The 16887-nt window shown below is 37.2% G+C and carries 9 protein-coding genes and 1 tRNA gene; 4 read left to right on the top strand and 6 right to left on the bottom strand.

All coding sequences use genetic code 11. The features are described from left to right. Positions 1-5: 5 nt before the first annotated feature. The 6 genes from JG479_RS02300 to JG479_RS02275 all read right to left on the bottom strand — a co-directional run bounded on the left by JG479_RS02300 (position 6) and on the right by JG479_RS02275 (position 7323). Positions 6-755, bottom strand: a complete 750-nt coding sequence (locus tag JG479_RS02300) for a glycosyltransferase family 2 protein (protein ID WP_200219849.1) — start codon at positions 753-755, stop codon at positions 6-8. Beyond that, entirely contained in the window at positions 756-1712 is a 957-nt protein-coding gene (locus tag JG479_RS02295; protein ID WP_200219848.1) for an exopolysaccharide biosynthesis polyprenyl glycosylphosphotransferase, read from the bottom strand. Then, positions 1693-2670, bottom strand: coding sequence for a Wzz/FepE/Etk N-terminal domain-containing protein (locus tag JG479_RS02290; protein WP_200219847.1), 978 nt, complete (start codon positions 2668-2670; stop codon positions 1693-1695). The genes JG479_RS02295 and JG479_RS02290 overlap by 20 nt, the downstream gene beginning before the upstream one ends. A gap of 64 nt (positions 2671-2734) precedes the next feature. After that, a complete protein-coding gene (locus tag JG479_RS02285) occupies positions 2735-5413 on the bottom strand; it encodes an SLBB domain-containing protein (RefSeq protein ID WP_200219846.1) in 2679 nt (892 codons plus the stop codon). 122 nt (positions 5414-5535) lie between these two features. Further along, positions 5536-6318, bottom strand: a complete 783-nt coding sequence (locus JG479_RS02280) for a DUF481 domain-containing protein (protein WP_002958439.1) — start codon at positions 6316-6318, stop codon at positions 5536-5538. A 186-nt stretch (positions 6319-6504) separates the two neighbouring features. Further along, a complete protein-coding gene (locus JG479_RS02275) occupies positions 6505-7323 on the bottom strand; it encodes a mechanosensitive ion channel family protein (protein ID WP_002958438.1) in 819 nt (272 codons plus the stop codon). A gap of 282 nt (positions 7324-7605) precedes the next feature. Here JG479_RS02275 and JG479_RS02270 point away from each other — a divergent pair. From JG479_RS02270 to JG479_RS02255, 4 genes are all read left to right on the top strand, one after another. Beyond that, positions 7606-7681: transfer RNA gene (locus JG479_RS02270), tRNA-His, on the top strand. 569 nt (positions 7682-8250) lie between these two features. After that, positions 8251-9576 (top strand): surface lipoprotein assembly modifier, encoded by a 1326-nt coding sequence (locus tag JG479_RS02265; protein WP_200219845.1) that lies wholly within the window; start codon positions 8251-8253, stop codon positions 9574-9576. Positions 9577-9588: 12 nt separating this feature from the next. Beyond that, positions 9589-10710, top strand: a complete 1122-nt coding sequence (locus JG479_RS02260) for a FecR family protein (RefSeq protein WP_200219844.1) — start codon at positions 9589-9591, stop codon at positions 10708-10710. Positions 10711-10749: 39 nt separating this feature from the next. Continuing rightward, positions 10750-16878: an Ig-like domain-containing protein gene (locus JG479_RS02255; RefSeq protein WP_200219843.1), complete on the top strand. Its 6129-nt coding sequence runs from the start codon at positions 10750-10752 to the stop codon at positions 16876-16878. Positions 16879-16887: the final 9 nt, after the last annotated feature.

Below are 16887 nucleotides of genomic sequence, written 5' to 3'. Positions count from 1 at the left end.
GCTCGCTAATACTTTTTACTTTTTACTAATCCGTTTATCGCATAGAAAAGAAAGTAGTAAGAAGCTTTTAAAATATTAAATTTTAAAACATCTCTATAAAAAACCCACTGCCATTTCAGTATCTTGAATTTATTTTTCGTCATACCTGAATCATGCCGATATGACGCTAAAACATCAGAAAGACTCTCAGCATGTGGTATGTCTTTTAGGATATCAAGCCAAAGCCCCATATCTTGACGCTTTCTTATTGTAGGCATATATTTTTTACCTACAATTGCGGTGTCGTAAATTGCAGTTAAACAACCAATTACATTCCCATATAATAATTTAGAATACGTGGTTTGCTTTGGAGGGGTAATAATACCTTGAGAATTCCCCTGGCTGTCTATCTTTTGATAGGCCGTATAGGATAGACCTATTTTATTAGCTTTCATGAATTCAATTTGTAATTCTAATTTTTTAGGTGCCCACATATCGTCGGAATCTAGAAAAGCTATAAAGCGTCCTTTAGCCTCTGCAATTGAGTTATTTCTAGCACAACCAGCACCACCATTAACCTTACTCGTAAATAATTTTATTCTTGAATCTATTTGCTGAAATTGCTTAATTAATTCACGTGTATTGTCTTGTGAGCAATCATCTGTAATTAATAACTCCCAGTGTAGATATGTTTGCCGCCTTACAGACTCGATACTCTGAGTAATATGCCGACTAGAATTATAAGTCGGCATAATAATAGAAACCATTGGGCCCATTTAACGCCCCAGACCAAACAAAACTACTTTAATCGTTTTAAACATTATTTTTAAATCACCAAAAGTACTATGATGTTTAATATAGTGAATATCGTATTTATGTTTCCATATAGCATCTTCTACTGAAGCACCATAAGGATAACTTATCTGCGCAAGCCCAGTTACGCCCGGCTTTACCGCGTGTCTAAACCTATAATACGGTATTTCTTTTTCGAGCTCTGTAATGAACACTTCCCGTTCAGGTCTAGGTCCTACCATTGACATTTCACCACGCAGTACATTGATAAACTGTGGTAGCTCATCGATTCTTGTCTTCCTAATAAACCTACCAACTTTGGTTACTCTTGAATCATTTGCTTGAGCCCACTGAGCTCCATCGGCTTCGGCATCACGAGACATCGAACGAAATTTTATTACTTCAAACTCTTCATTATATTGCCCTGTTCTGGTTTGCTTATAAAAAATAGGACCTCTACTCTCTAATTTTATTAAAATCGCAAATAAGATACCAATAGGTAATGTAAGTAAAATTAATAGTATTGCACTCAGCACATCAATAAATCGTTTTGCTACCTGCGTTTTTTTCACTGATAAGATAGAAAATGCTTTTTGATGTAAAAAATAGTTACTTTGGAGAAGCTGTACCTCAGTAAAACCAAGCCTATTATCTAAATAACTAACTAATGGCTCTACCCACGCACCAAGCTCAGTTGCTTTAACTAAATAATCTTTTTGAGTTTTACTCAAATTTGTACTTTCAAAGTGACAAATAACTTTTAAACTAAAGTCTTTTATTGAATAATCATTAAAAACCAGCTCAAATTCATATTCTTCAAGTATGCTTTGAAGCTCTTCAGTTCTATTTTCGGGACAAAAAATGAAAATAGTATTTTGTTTTAAAACTTCTTTTTTTGATTTAAATCGTTTCACTGAAAAGTTACCCATTAGTGTGTTCATTAATAGATTCTTCTGGATTAGAACTTAAGTACATAACTGAAACGATAAATAGCGATAATAATAGTCCAGCTAAAAATCCCAAAATGCATATTAAAGATCGTCTTGGTTTAAATTTTTTTTCGGGAACGATCGCGGGATCGACCGTTTTAAATACATATTCAGTTCTAACGTTTGCAAACATTATTATTTTTGCTTGCTCTTCTAATAGGGTAAATAAAATTGATTTCATATTTGATATTTCAGTGTTTTGAATCTGTTGGGTTAAAAACAAGGTGCTTTTTTGTGCTTCATCAACATCTCTAATTCGCATAACCTCATTTATATCTGTCACTAACCAGTCAACCCAATTCTTAGCAATATATGGCGAGTAATGCTCTACAGATAGTTTAATCATGCCTGTATCAGGATCTAACTCCACACTCATGGCTTCTTGTAATTTGATATATGCTTCTTGCATAGATGGCTTAGCTTTAAAAGGGAGCTTAACTTCTCTTACCCACTCTTGAGTCTCGCTATTAAATATTTCTTTATCGTATGTAATTTTATTTTGATATAAGTCCCATTCTTTAACTGCCATCAAGTCTTTAAGAATGTCGTGCTGCTCTATAAATTTACTACTGAACTTTCTTGATTTTAAAACTTCAATTGCCAAACCTGTTTTACTCGAACTACTCGAACCACCTAAATCTACTCCAGCAAGGTTAGCGATACCACCAAACTGTCCAGCTAAGGAAGCTAAACCGTTATTTTGTTGCTGCTCAGCTGGAGATAATAGAGCCTCAGCCTTATAGATATTTGGCAACTGTAGTGCGTATATAACTACTGCAATACTAATTATTGAAGTTATTAATGCTATTAATAGCTTTTTAGACCATATAAAGATGAAGAGCTCTCTGAGATCAACTTCATCATTTTTAACTAAGCCTTCCTTGGACTGAATATAGCTGCTATTTTCCATGACTTAATGAAACCTTTTTAGTATTGCTACGTAATTTAAAGTATTTGTAATGTAAAAATACATATCACAAACTTCCAATAGCAGCGACAGCCACACCTAACTGATAAAGAATCTGCGTTGCTGTGCTCCAAAGCGTTAGCTTATCCATGTGCCCTGCATCCATTGGTATTACTATTGTGTCACCGGGTTCTAACTGTTCAGCATTATTAGCTGCAAACCAGCCACCTGTACTTGGTATTTTCACTGAACCATTGGCTTTAATAATGTAAATTCTATCTTCAGCAGCACGCTCTTTAAGGCCACCACTTAGCGCAATATAATCATCAACACTAACACCTGATTTATAAAGATGTGATGTTGAGTAGTTAACTTCACCTATTACACTGATTGAATCGCGCTTGCTTGGTACATAAAGTGTATCGCCATCTTGTAATACTAAGTTTTGTTGATTATTTACAATTAAAGGTAAGTCAATTACTAAACGCCCTACAGCTTCAACACTTGCGAGGTCGTTTAACAGCATGTTCATTTCTTCATAAGAAAGTGTGCTGCTACTCACCGAGTTTTGGAAGCTTTTAGAAGCTATATCGCGGCGAAGCTCTGTAGATAAACGCGCTAGTTGTTTTTGTTCTTGTTCTTTAATTGATGTACGGGTAAATACAGCTGCTTTTTGCTCTGCAAATTGTGAAAAACCACCCGCGCGTTCCAGTAATTCAGTTAGCGTTTCACCTCGGCGTATCGTGTACGTACCTGGAAATTTAAGCTCACCTTTTAATTCTACTTTTACGTTTTCTTGCCAGTTTGGAATAGCGAAAACGTTTATGCTGTCTTTACTTTGTAACGTAATATTACTTTGAAGATCGCCCTTCATGGCGCTTTCAAGATCAAATCGTAAGTGTTCTATTTTAGAACCATCGCTGGCTACAATACGTGTAATTTCAGCTTGTTTTACGTAGGCAGACTCCAATAAACCACCGGCTGCAGTTATTAAGTCTTTTACCTCACCACCAATCATTAGTGGATAAATACCAGGGAAAGTTACATTCCCGCTGATTTCAACTAATTGCATTGCTTGTTGCACTGATGCTTGCTGTTTAAATTTAGCAATAATCGGCGCTAATAAGTTATGGCGGCTAAATAATGCGTAATCTTCAGGTTTGAGTTCTTGGTCTTCTTCTTCTTTTGCTTTGCGTTTAGAAATTTCAGCAATTGTTAGTATTTTATTGTCTTCAAGAACAAGCTCTTCGTCTTCTTGATTAACACCAATATATTTTTCGAACTCTTTTTGCTCAAACTTGTGCCATTGCTCTGCTTTTTGTTGCTGCTCTTGTTGCTCTTGGCTAAGGGCCATATTTGCTAGAGCTGATTGTTCTGCTTCTTTTTCTTCAAAACGACTAAATACAACTATCTTGTCATTAGCTTTAAGTTGTAAGTTGTTTTCAGGATTTTTAATAATCGCTTGAGCAACGTCGAACTGATGCGCTTCTATATCACCGTTTACATTTATTTCGCGGATTACGAGGCCGTAGCTTAAATCGGCTTGCGGTAGTAGGTCACCGCGTATAGATTTAAGTACATCTGAAATACGCTTGCCTTGGTGCCATTGATAATTACCTGGGCGTGCTACTGCACCAATTAAGCTAATTGAATTTTGATATTGCGAGCTAACTGAATTAAAGCGAATACGGTCGCCATCTTGCGGGATATAGTTAATTTGTGGTTTTGAAAAATCGACCGAGAGTACTTCTTTACGGTCGAAGTTGAAGCGCTCTACCACTGCATTTTTAGCATAGGCATTTGGTTTGAGGCCTCCGGCCATTGCTAATAACTGCTTAGCAGATTCACCTTTTTTAAGTTCAAAAATAGCGGGACGTTTAACTGCACCTTCAACTTTTACTTGAGCGCCAACTGATGGTATAAATACGACATCACCCGGCTTTAATACGATATCGTTGCTGCTATCGCCTTTAATAAGTAAGTCATAAAGGTCAAAATTTGCTACAACCTTGCCTGCGCGTTTAACTTGAATATTACGTAGAGAAGCAATATCAGACACACCACCACTTACAAATAATGCGTGCGAAACGGTTGTTAATGATGAAACACTGTAGCTACCAGGCTTGTAAGCCTCACCTAGCACTAAAATACGCATGCTACGAAGCTGACCAAGTGATACAAACGCTTTTACACCTATTACCTCTTGCTCTACTTTTACTTTTATTAGTTCTTTAATTTCAGCAAAGGTTAAACCAGCCACTTCTACAGGGCTTAAGTCTGGAATACTAATACGTCCTTCACGGTCAACTATAACTTCAAAACTTTCACTTTCTTTACCGTAAAAGTTTATTTTTAATTGATCGCCAGGGCCCACAATATATGTATCTGGTACTGCGGCATTTTCGCTTGGCATAAACGTAGTAGGTTCACCTGCAAACAACTCATAGCCATATGGCTTAAGTTCGTCTATTTTTGGTTTAAAGCGCTCTTCATCTGTAAGCTCTTCTTTTCCAGGCTCGGTACGCTCACCAATACTACTTTGCTGCTGTGTATTATTTTGAGTATTAGATTGGTTTGTACCAGTGATCGTTGCTATATCAACACCGTACTGTTTTGCTAGCGCTTCTTGTTGAGCTTTTGGTAGCTTTTTAAACTGCTCAAGTTGAGACGCTGTTGGCGTAAAAGCCAAAGTACTAAAACTACAAAGTAGAATAAAAGCACTAATAAATTGTGTAAAAACTTTCACGAGTAGGCATATCCCTAGGTCTACAACCAAAATTGGCCGCTATAATACCTTAATTATAAGCAAATAAAAAAGGGACTTTCGTCCCTTTTGTCACTTAAATGTCATTAACTTAACTACATTGGTTAAAAACTGTAAACCAACGTGAATGACGTTTCTGTGTCAGTGCTTTCTTTGTCGTCAGCAACATCTGAGTTGTTAGTGACATTAAAAGCGACTTTCATTTGTAACGAGCCGTTTATTTTTGCAAGTAATGCAGTTTCAGAACGGGTTTTAGTGTTTGTATCACCGTACTCAACAGCAACTAATTGAGTAAAACGTGCATTCTCAGAAATTTGCCAGTTGTAATCTAGCTTACCTAAGGCAATTACTTCGCCTTCAAATTCACCAGCAAGAGAGTTACCGTTGTCATCAACTTCAGTGCTGTCATCTGGGTATTCAAAGTATTTATAACCAGGACCAATTTCAGCACTTAACCACATAGTTTTTTCGTTTAATAAACGTAAACCGTAACCTGCAGAAATTACTGACTCACTTCTATACGCTCCAAAATAATCTGAAACGTGTGAACCATAAATGAATAAATGAGAATGATCTTCATTTAATTTGTAATTACCTTGTGCAGAAATTGAATACTTTTCGTTAGTTCGCTGCTTGTTTTTGTCACCATTAGCATCTTCAACTTCATCTTCTTTGTAGATGCCGTCTAGCTTGTATTCGTTGTTCCAGTTTTCAAGGTTGTGCTGAACTTTGATGCCACCTTTAAGTGTGGTCGTTTCTGTATTACCACTTGTGACAATAGCACCTAGTTCACTGGTAACTTCCCATGTTCTTTGTTCTGCGTCTGCAGCAAATGCGTTTGTTGCAGCAGAAGCCGCAACTAAAACTGATAAAAGCTTTAATTTCATTAAAAAATAACCTTTGTATAAATGTACATCTATTTTATTAAAGCATTACTTGTTAGAGCAAGCTAAACAGCTAAGTAATAATGTAAAAAATTTTCATGCGGCAGATCCCGCATGAAAATTTTATGTTTAATAGCTTTTTAGCACTACAACAATTAAAGATAACTTTAATTAAATAACTATTTAAAATTAGTCTTGCTTGTGAAAGTGAACATCCATTTGTGGAAATGGGATAGTAATATCTGCATCATCTAATGCAATTTTAATATTTTCCATTAATGACCAGTAAGTAGGCCAATAATCAGCAGCGTTAACCCAAGGGCGAACAATAAAGTTAACACTTGAATCGCCTAACTCATTTACAGATACATTGTAAGCTGGATCTTTAAGTATGCGTGTTTCTGCATCTAATACAGATTTTAATACTTCTTTTGCGTGACGTAAATCAGCATCGTAGCCAACACCAATAACTAAATCGATACGACGAGTAGACTCTCGTGAGAAGTTAGTAATAGCACCAGACATTATTTGAGAGTTTGGCACGATAATTACTTTGTTATCTGGAGTACGTAGTTCAGTTGAGAATATTTCGATTTTTTTAACCGTACCCATTTTATTACCTGCTTCAACAAAGTCACCAGACTTAAATGGACGAAGTAAAATAATTAGTACGCCTGATGCGAAGTTAGATAATGAACCTTGCAATGCTAAACCAACAGCTAAACCGGCAGCACCTAAAATAGCAATGAACGAAGTTGTTTCAATGCCAATTTGCGAAAGTGCCATTAAAATAGTTACAGCAAATACAAGTGTGTACACAATACTTGAAACAAATGAACCGACAGCTTTATCTACTTTCTTTTTAGCAAAACCTTTTTCAGTTAAGTTAGAACAAAACTTAGCAACACGACTACCAAGTAAAAAGATAACAAGCGCAACAACTGCTTGAATACCATAGTGTAAAATTAGGCCTGAGTTATCGTTAAGCCAATTAAGTACTGAATCCATATTTACTCCAAATGTTTTTTATTAAGCGTTTTCGGGCATTATTATACATTAATTTACAATTTATTCTCATGAAATAATGAATTAATACTATTAAATGCAAGTATATTCGATTTTTTAGAGGCAATTATCCGATAAAATGTAGCCTACTTTGGAAAAATATTAACGACTAAATACTAATTATACTTGCCTGATTTAAATTATTTTAATTTATTTCACTTTTAGGCTTCACAACAATTATTATTTTATGTATTATGCGCGCCACACCAAACGAGGTGTGTAGTGGCGGTTGTAGCTCAGTTGGTAGAGCCCCGGATTGTGATTCCGGTTGTCGCGGGTTCAAGCCCCGTCAATCGCCCCACTTTTTTCCTAGTAAGCCTCATATTTATACCCTATTAATTATCCTATTATATAAATTCTAAAACCTCTTACTATATTAAGATTACAACACAATTATTCATACTCTAGTTAAACCCACTAATTTGTAAATCTCACGCAGCGATTAAATCATCCCTAGATTAAAAAATTTCAACCCACAAAGCTCAACACCCCCTAATTAGTAATAATATTTAATAAACAAGTATTTATACCAATTCGCTTAATTAAGTGTTCTATTTTGAGGATGGAAAAACATGTTGATAGCTAGGCAAAAAATTCGCTATTTCATTGTTCTCGGCAATTGCTCCTGCATTGCTCTACCTTCTGCATCCATGCAGTCGTATATGAGAATTTTTTAACACAGGTAGCGACACGTTTAGCCCCGCAAAATGACTAAGTATTATCGCGGATTGGTATAACTCATTACTTATCTACAATTAATTAACCAATGTGACTGTATTAACTATACTTAGCTACAAAAAGTGGTAGGTTTCTAATGTTGGCATCACTTTTTACAAAACATCAAACTTCTACTGGGATATAAAATTAAGCATGATTAAACAGGTTTTAGGAAATTTACTGTGTAGTTGTTTAGCTGTAATGAGCTTTAACTCATTGGCTCAAAGCAATGATGAATTCAATAAGCTATTGATTGAGCTTCAAAAATTAGTTTCTGAAAAAAAATACACTCAGGCTTATCAAAAAAGTAATAGCGAATATCAGTACCTAGGCGAACCCGTATACGACTTTTTATTAGGGGTCAGTGCACTTAAAACAGGGCATGCGGCGCCAGCTGTATTTGCCTTTGAACGCGTGGTTGAAAATAATCCTAGATGGTATGAAGCTCGCTTGTACTTAGTTCGCGCTTATTTAACAGTTAATAATTTACCTGCTGCCGATACTCAAGCTTTAATACTAATCAACTCACCTGACACACCTAATAATATAAAGTCTTCAGCACAGTCATTGCTAGAAACTGCAGCACTTAAGCAACAAGAAGCTGGACGCTCTTATAAACAAAATATTGAGCTTGCCCTTGGCGTAGATGGCAACGTAAACGCAGGTACTGCAGAAAATACGATTATAATTCCTAATATTGGTGAGTTTTTGTTATCGCCAGAAAGTAAAAGTACGCAGGACAACTATGCACGGCTTAATTACAGAGGAAAGTACTCTCACCCTATTGACCAAAAAAGCTTAATCACTTTAAGTATTGATACTGGGTGGTACAAGTTTGAAGAACTCAGTCAATACGATCGTATAAATGCTCATATTAATGCCGCCTATCAATATAAACAAAATGACATAAGTTGGTTTGCACGAGTTGCTACCACTCCGTTGATGCTTGATGGTGAACTTTATCGTACTGAATCAGCTTTAACGGCCGGAGCTAATTTTACGCTAAATAAACAAGTTAATTTATTTAGCTCTTTGACTGCGGGTGTTTTAAACAATAGATTTGATGAAAAGCTCGATAACTCATTTTATGCGATAAATGCAGGTGCTAGCTATGCAGCTCGAAATTGGTTTCAAAGCTTAAGCATTAACGCTAAAAGCGAGGAAGCTGACATTACAGAGGGTGAATTTAATAGCCGTAATATTACGAGCGTGTACTACCAAGTGAACACTCAGTTGGCTCAACATTGGCAGTTGTTATCTCTTGCTGGATACCAATGGATTAATTATAAAGATGATCACCCTTTATTTTTACAAGAACGTGCCGATAACCTCTTTATGTTCTCAACTTCTGTTCGCTACTTAGTTAATCGCGATTTAGCCATACAGTTGGCTGCCAACTATCAAGATAAATCCAGTAATATTTCTTTATTCGAATATGACCGTTTAGATATAAATTTAAGCGCTTCTTACTCATTTTAATTTAAGGTATTTATGAAACATTTACTCCCTGTAATTACCACTTTACTTTGTGTAAGTTTTTATACACAAGCAAACGACCCTGCTGGTAAAACTATTTTAGCACGAGGCTCTGTACTCGCGGTTGATGGAAGCAATGAACAACAACGACAGTTGCAGCGCAGAGATACTGTTTTTGGCGTAGATCGCATTACGACTGGAGAGAAAAGCAAAGCGCAATTTTCGATGTTGGATGGTGGTTTAATAGCCTTAAAAGAAAACTCAGAATTAAATATTGCTAACTACGAATTTAATGACAATACCCAACAGGGCTCTGCTTCTATTGAGTTACTTAAAGGCGGTTTGCGCTCTATTTCCGGCGTAATTAAAAAAAATGGCGGCTCTTATAGTGTAAAAACTCCCGTAGGCTCTATTGGCATACGCGGAACGCATTTTGAAGTTCAGCTGGTTAAAGGCGATGTATTTTTAGCGGTATGGGATGGCGCAATAGATTTAACGTTAGAAAATAATAACGTGGTTTCTTTGGGTGATAACGAGGCATTTTCGTTTGCACAAATTACAGCCACTGGTGAAGTATTTAAAACGACACGTGCGGCACGTGTGTTTGATCAAAATATAGTAGCAATTGATCCTAAAGGCGACAACGAAGAAGAAACTGAGCAAGCATCGGTAACTGAAGTTGAAGTAAATGCTTTTGAAGCAGATACAGGTGTTATGGATATATATTCTGAACAACAATTTCAAACTGTTAGCAGCGCATCTTTAGTCGATCAAATAGCTCAGCGCCAAGGTGTATTTAACTATGAGGCATCAAGCTTTAATGTAAATTCGAGTGTGGGTGCTGTTACTGACTTTGCTATGACTATGGCAGTTGATTTTGATAATGGCACCGTGCCTGATGGCGAAATTAGTTTTAATGACGCCGGTGGAAATTGGTATGCAGCTTACAGCGGCTTAATAAATTTAAGCGAACTTGAGCTGGCCGTTACATTTGCATCCCATGGTAACAATAAAGCCGAGGGCGATGTTGATGCAATATTTTTGAATGACTTGGACAACATTACTGGCAACTTTAATCTTAACGAAATAAATAATCCTGATGTAAATGCTAGCGGTTCTTTTAAATTAGAACCATAAACACATTGGATACAAAGCTTTTATTATGGAGTATTTAAAATGACAGCAAAAAATATATTTTTGCTTGGTTCTATGGTGTTTTTGTTAAGTGCCTGTGGAGGCTCAGAAGAAAGCCCCACTCAAGAGGCAATACAATCACCTACGGCTGAAGTAATACCGCCAACGGTGACTAGCTATATTAATTTGGCTGGTGTTATAGCGAGTAATCAAACCAAGAGTACAAAAGTTTTAGGTGCTGTCACTTCAAGTAGAGGAGTTGTTGGAGCAAGTTTAGCTAATACTCGCGCTAATATTGTTTTTTCACAAACAAACGACACCGTACAAGGTAATGTTTCTTTTTTGCTTGAAGCTTCGGATACTGATGGCATTGCTGAAGTTAATTTAGTACTCCCTAGCGTTAATAAAAGCATATCACTTTGTTCTTCTGATTGTGGTGTTGACTACGAAAAGTCAATTATAGGCCTCAGTCCTGCGCTTTATGGCGTAACTCCAGGGGAAATACGCCTTGAAATATGGATAACTGACACTTTAAATAATCAAGTACTTGCTGATGCAATCACTTTTAACTGGCAACCATATCAAATTGAAGGTGTTATAGCACAACGAGACGAAGATAATATTAATCTTTCGTGGCAGGCCAACCCCGAACTTAATCGTTACAACGTTTATATTGCAACTCAAGCTGGAGTCTCACCTACTAATATTAATGAATTAGAGAATGGGCAACAATTTTTAAGTATTCAAGATACTGCATTAAGCATTACCGAGTCACTTACTAATAAAAGTTACCAAGTACTTATTACCGGTGTTGATGGCAGTGGTGAAAGTGGTTTTGCTAATATAATAAACATAGCACCAGTGGGTGGAGAGCTTGCATTTGCACCAAAGGCAAATGCCGATCAGTTTCAGATAAGTGAAGATCAAACTCTGCAAGGTAACGTGCTAACGAATGATACGAATCAATACAGTGGTGATTTAAGTGTAAATGCAGATGCATTAATTCTACCGCAGCATGGCACTCTTAATATAAATGAAAATGGGGATTTTACTTATATCCCTATTGCAAACTTTAATGGTGAAGATGCCTTTAGCTATCAAGTTGCTAACGAGCTAGGTATGACAGATACCGCAGTTGTAGAGATAACCATTTTAGCTGTTAACGACGCTCCTATTGCGCTGGATAATACTTACAGCATTACAAACAATGGAACCTTAGTTGTCCTATCGCCAGGCTTACTTATAAACGATAGCGATATAGACTTAGATGACTTAACTGTTGATACAACGCCGGTTAGCGAACCAACAAGAGGACAATTAACCCTTTTTGATAATGGTGGCTTTGAATACCAAGGCGAGCAAAATATGCAAGGCCAAGACAGCTTTCAGTATAGAGTTGTTGATGCACAAGGTGCTCAGGCTATTGCAAATGTAACCATTGTAAGTTCAAACACTAACGTAGCCCCTGTAACAAAAAATGACAGCTATAGTTTAAGCGAAGATGAAACACTTGTGGTTACAGCAGCCAATGGTGTGCTTAGTAACGATACTGACCCAAATAATGACAGTTTTTCAGTTGATGAAACGTTTATGGTGGCACCCACACATGGCCAACTATTATTAGCAACTGATGGCAGCTTTAGTTATGTGCCGGATGCTAATTTTAATGGTGTTGATCAATTTCAATATCAAGCTATAGACTCATTAGGTGCAACCTCTACAGCCACAGTAACTTTAGTAATAAACAGCGAACCCGATAACCCTGTTGCACAAAATGATGCCTATCAATTTAGCAAAAATAAACTATTTGAAGTAACAGTACAAAATGGCTTATTAATTAACGACTTTAATATTGAGGCTGGTGATTTATCAGTTAATACCACGGCAATTAATGCAACTCAAAATGGCGAACTTACATTAAATGCTGATGGCTCATTTACCTATCAACCAGACTTAGGTTTTATTGGTGTAGATAGCTTTACCTATTCAATTTCAAATGAGCAAGGCTTAACTGCAACAGCCCAAGTAACTTTAAGTGAAAGCGGCGTTAATACTTTTCCAGAAGCCAATGACGATCAATATACGTTAGACGAAGACAGCTCTGCATCTTTATTAGATGTGCTAGCTAACGACACTGATGCAGATGGCGATACAATAAGTATTTCTAATATAGAAAATACTGCTGGAGAAGCGACTATTGTCGCCGGAAAAATACAGTTTACTCCACCAGCAAATTTTTCAGGTGAAATAGTATTAACTTACACCATTACTGATGGTTATAGCACTGGTAATGAAGGTATAAACGACAGAACAGCAAGTGTGACGATTACTGTTACACCCGTTAATGATGCCCCTACTGCAAATGCTGACTCAGCAACGATGAGCGAAGATGCTCCTGCGTTATTAGTTAACGTATTAGCTAACGACTCCGACATTGACGGCGATACTCTTGTGATAACAGCTGCTACTGCAGATAGAGGTTCTGCATCTGTTGTTGATAATAAAATCCAATATACGCCTGCTGCTAATACAAATGGAACAGCAATTATTAACTACACAATAAGTGATGGTAACGGCGGTACTGCAACTACTAACTTAACTATCACTATTATTCCCGTAAACGATGCTCCAATAGCAAACGCAGACTCAGCTACAATAGATGAAGATGCAGCGCCAATACTAATAAATGTATTAGCCAATGACTCAGATGAGGAAGGCGACAGCCTTGCCATAAGCGCAGTCTCAGCTGATATTGGCTCAGTCTCAGTGGTTGGCAATCAAATTCAATATACACCGGCAGCCAACGACAACGGCGTAGCAACAGTTACTTATACTGTAAGCGATAGCAGCGGTGGTGCCAGTACAACAACGTTAACTATCACTATTACCTCCGTAAACGATGCTCCAATAGCAAACGCCGATTCGGCTACCATGGCTGAAGATGCAGCGCCAATACTGATAAACGTATTAGCCAATGACTCAGACGTGGATGGCGACAGCCTTTCCATAAGCGCAGCCTCAGCTGATATTGGCTCAGTCTCAGTGGTTGGCAATCAAATTCAATACACACCGGCAGCCGACGACAACGGCTTAGCAACAGTTACTTATACTGTAAGCGATAACAACGGTGGCGCCAGTACAGCAACGTTAACTATCACTATTACACCTGTAAATGATGCTCCAATAGCAAATGCTGACACGGCAACTATGGATGAAGATGCAGCACCGTTACTCATTGATGTGTTGATTAATGATATAGACACTGATAGTGATAACCTAAGCATAACAGCAGCGTCAGCCGATAGCGGTTCAGTATCCGTTGTTGATAACAAACTACAGTACACACCGGCTGCAAATACCAACGGTATTGTTGTTGTCAGTTATATTGTTGATGATGGGAATAACGCTACAGATACTGGTAGTTTGTCAATTACGATTGCTCCTATTAACGATGCTCCAGTTGCGTCAAACCAAGGTTTTAATATTAGCGAAAACGCAACCGATGGCGACACTATTGGGACTGTTAGTGCCTCAGACATTGAGAACCAAAATTTAAGTTACACCCTACTCAGTGGTGCCCCCATATTCGAAATAAATAATGATTCTGGCTTATTAACTGTAAAAGGTGAAAGCCCGTTTGATTTTGAAACAACTCCTCAGTACATATTGAGCCTAGCTATTACTGATGATGGTACGCCTAACGAAACAACTACTATTAATATAATAATTGATATCACTGATGATACAGAGCCTCTAGTTCCTGTTGAAGATGAAACATTTGGTCACCCTATAACAGGTGAACTTGATCTTTCTGGAGTTTTTTCAAGCGGTGAATTTAATGACAGTATTGAGCTAAATAATAACCTTTACTTTGTAGGTTTTAGTAATAACAGCGACAAAGATATTGTTATTGCATCGTATACAACGAGTGGTGTGATAAATACAGCATTTAATGGTGATGGCGTTAAAGTATTAGATTTAGAAAATGATGAACAAGCAACAGCTATCATCTCTGATGGTACAAGCCTCTTTGTTGCTTACACTAGTTTTGATGGCACAAATACCGAAGCATGTTTGTTGAAAATGAATACCGCTGGCGTATTAAGTAATAACTCTGGAGATAATAATTCAGGTATTCACTGTACCGCATTAGCAAGCACCCTCGTGATTAATGACCTTGAATTTAGCGACAATAAAATTCAGGCTGTTGGTAAGTCATTTAATGGTAACGACAGCGATAGCTTATGGATAAAATACGATATATCTACGCTCGCTTATGAAGCCGGAAGCCCTAAAATTGTCGATGTGAGCGGCGCTAGTAGAGATGACGAAGCGTTTGCTATTAAAAACTTTAATAGCTCTGATCTTATGGTTGTTGGCAGTGTCACAAGTGCAACTGGTGATAAAGACGTACTTATTCGTTATTTAATTTCTGATGGTGAAAACAATGGAAGTTTTAATGGTAGCGCAGCATTATCGCTCGACTTGTCCAAGAATAATAAAGATGACGAACTATTTGCAATTGGCGGCGCTAAAAACACCGACTTTACAGCTTTTGTAGGTGGTTACATAACTCGTAATAGTGGTGAAAAAGAAGCCGTGGTTTTGGCTATTGATAAAACGGGTACTCTTATAACGAGTTTTGGTGATGCAGGTACTGCTATTTACGATATTGATAGTGATAGTGGTAGTGGTGATGGTGGCGCGAGTGTAACCGGCGTAAAATATGAGCAAATTAAAAATGGAATTACGTTATCTGGCACTACTGGAGTTTCTGCTAGTGAAAAACTATTTTCTGCCCGTATTTTAATGTCTGATGGTTCACTTGATAGTACTTATGGTGCATCAGGTATTAATATTATTTCAGGTATCAATGGTAAGCAATTTGCCAAATCGGCAACTATAGATGCGAATGATACAGTATGGGTATCAGGTGTTATTGACGACTCAACCACTAAACCATTTGTTGCAGCAATTGACGAGCAAGCCACATTATTCAGTAACTTTGCAGACGTTGGTTATCTTGCTTTTGATACTATAAGCGCAGAATCTGACGATCAATCAATGCACGTTTTACAACTGAGCAATGGCCCTCAGGTCGGTAAGTATATTCTTGCATCAACGGCTAAATCGAACTCAATTACTAAGTTAGTATTAACACGCTTTACGAGTACGGGTGCTATAGATACTAGCTTTAGCGAAAGTGGTCATAAAGAAATTGCCATAGATTTGAGCGTACCTAATATAGCGTTGGTTGAACACAATAGCGGCAGCTTATTTATTGCGGGATCTAAAAGCAAAACTGACGGTGAAGAGGGCTTTATAGCTAAAGTTGATCAAAATGGTGATTTAGATACCTCATTCGCCAGTGATGGTATTTACTCTACTTCTATTTCAGGTGCTGAAAAGCTTAACTTAACTGATTTAGCACTACATGATGGCAACGTTGTAGCAGTTGGCTCTGTAGTTATAGCCGATACTCCTAGTTCGTTTATCATGATGCTAGATTCTGACGGTACACTTGACGATGACTTTGGTAGCAATGGAAAAATTATAGGAACACCTTTTGAATATTATGAAAGTGTTTTTATCAGTGATGATAGTATTTTTATTGGTGGTAAATCTGTATCAGGTGCCAGTTCAGAATTAATAGCATTAAAGCTCGACTCTGACGGTGAGCAAACCTACAAATACATAGGTGAAACAACCATTGATTCCGAGAATAAAATGGTAAAAGTATTAGTCGACGAATCAAATAAATTATATTTAATTGCAAACGTTGTAGATACGCCTAATAAAGCTAGTATTACGCGATTACTCGCATCTGGAGTAATTGATGACAGCTACCCTTTAGACCAATATACATTAGCTTCAACGGGAGATACCGAAGTAAAAAGTGCCGTTTTTGATACCAACAACAATATTGTTTTAGTTGGTATGGGCAACAATAAAGGCATGTTAGCGCGCATTTTAACTGACGGTACTTTGGATAATACGTTTGGAGCCAGTGGTGCCGGCTTTTATGAAGCAAGCCAATGTGTCAGTACACATGTGTTTACTTCAATCATCCTGCAAAATGATACCCAAGTTGTTGTAAGTAGCACTTGTAATGACACTAACTCTAACAATGTTAGTATTTCTAAATTCAATTTTGAAGCAGATGGAGCTTAGCCTTAAATT

Origin of the sequence: Pseudoalteromonas sp. LC2018020214 (assembly GCF_016598755.1) — a bacterium.
GTDB lineage: Bacteria > Pseudomonadota > Gammaproteobacteria > Enterobacterales > Alteromonadaceae > Pseudoalteromonas > Pseudoalteromonas distincta.
The sequence above is the reverse complement of the archived record's forward strand: the minus strand, read 5'-3'. Positions and strand labels throughout refer to the sequence as shown.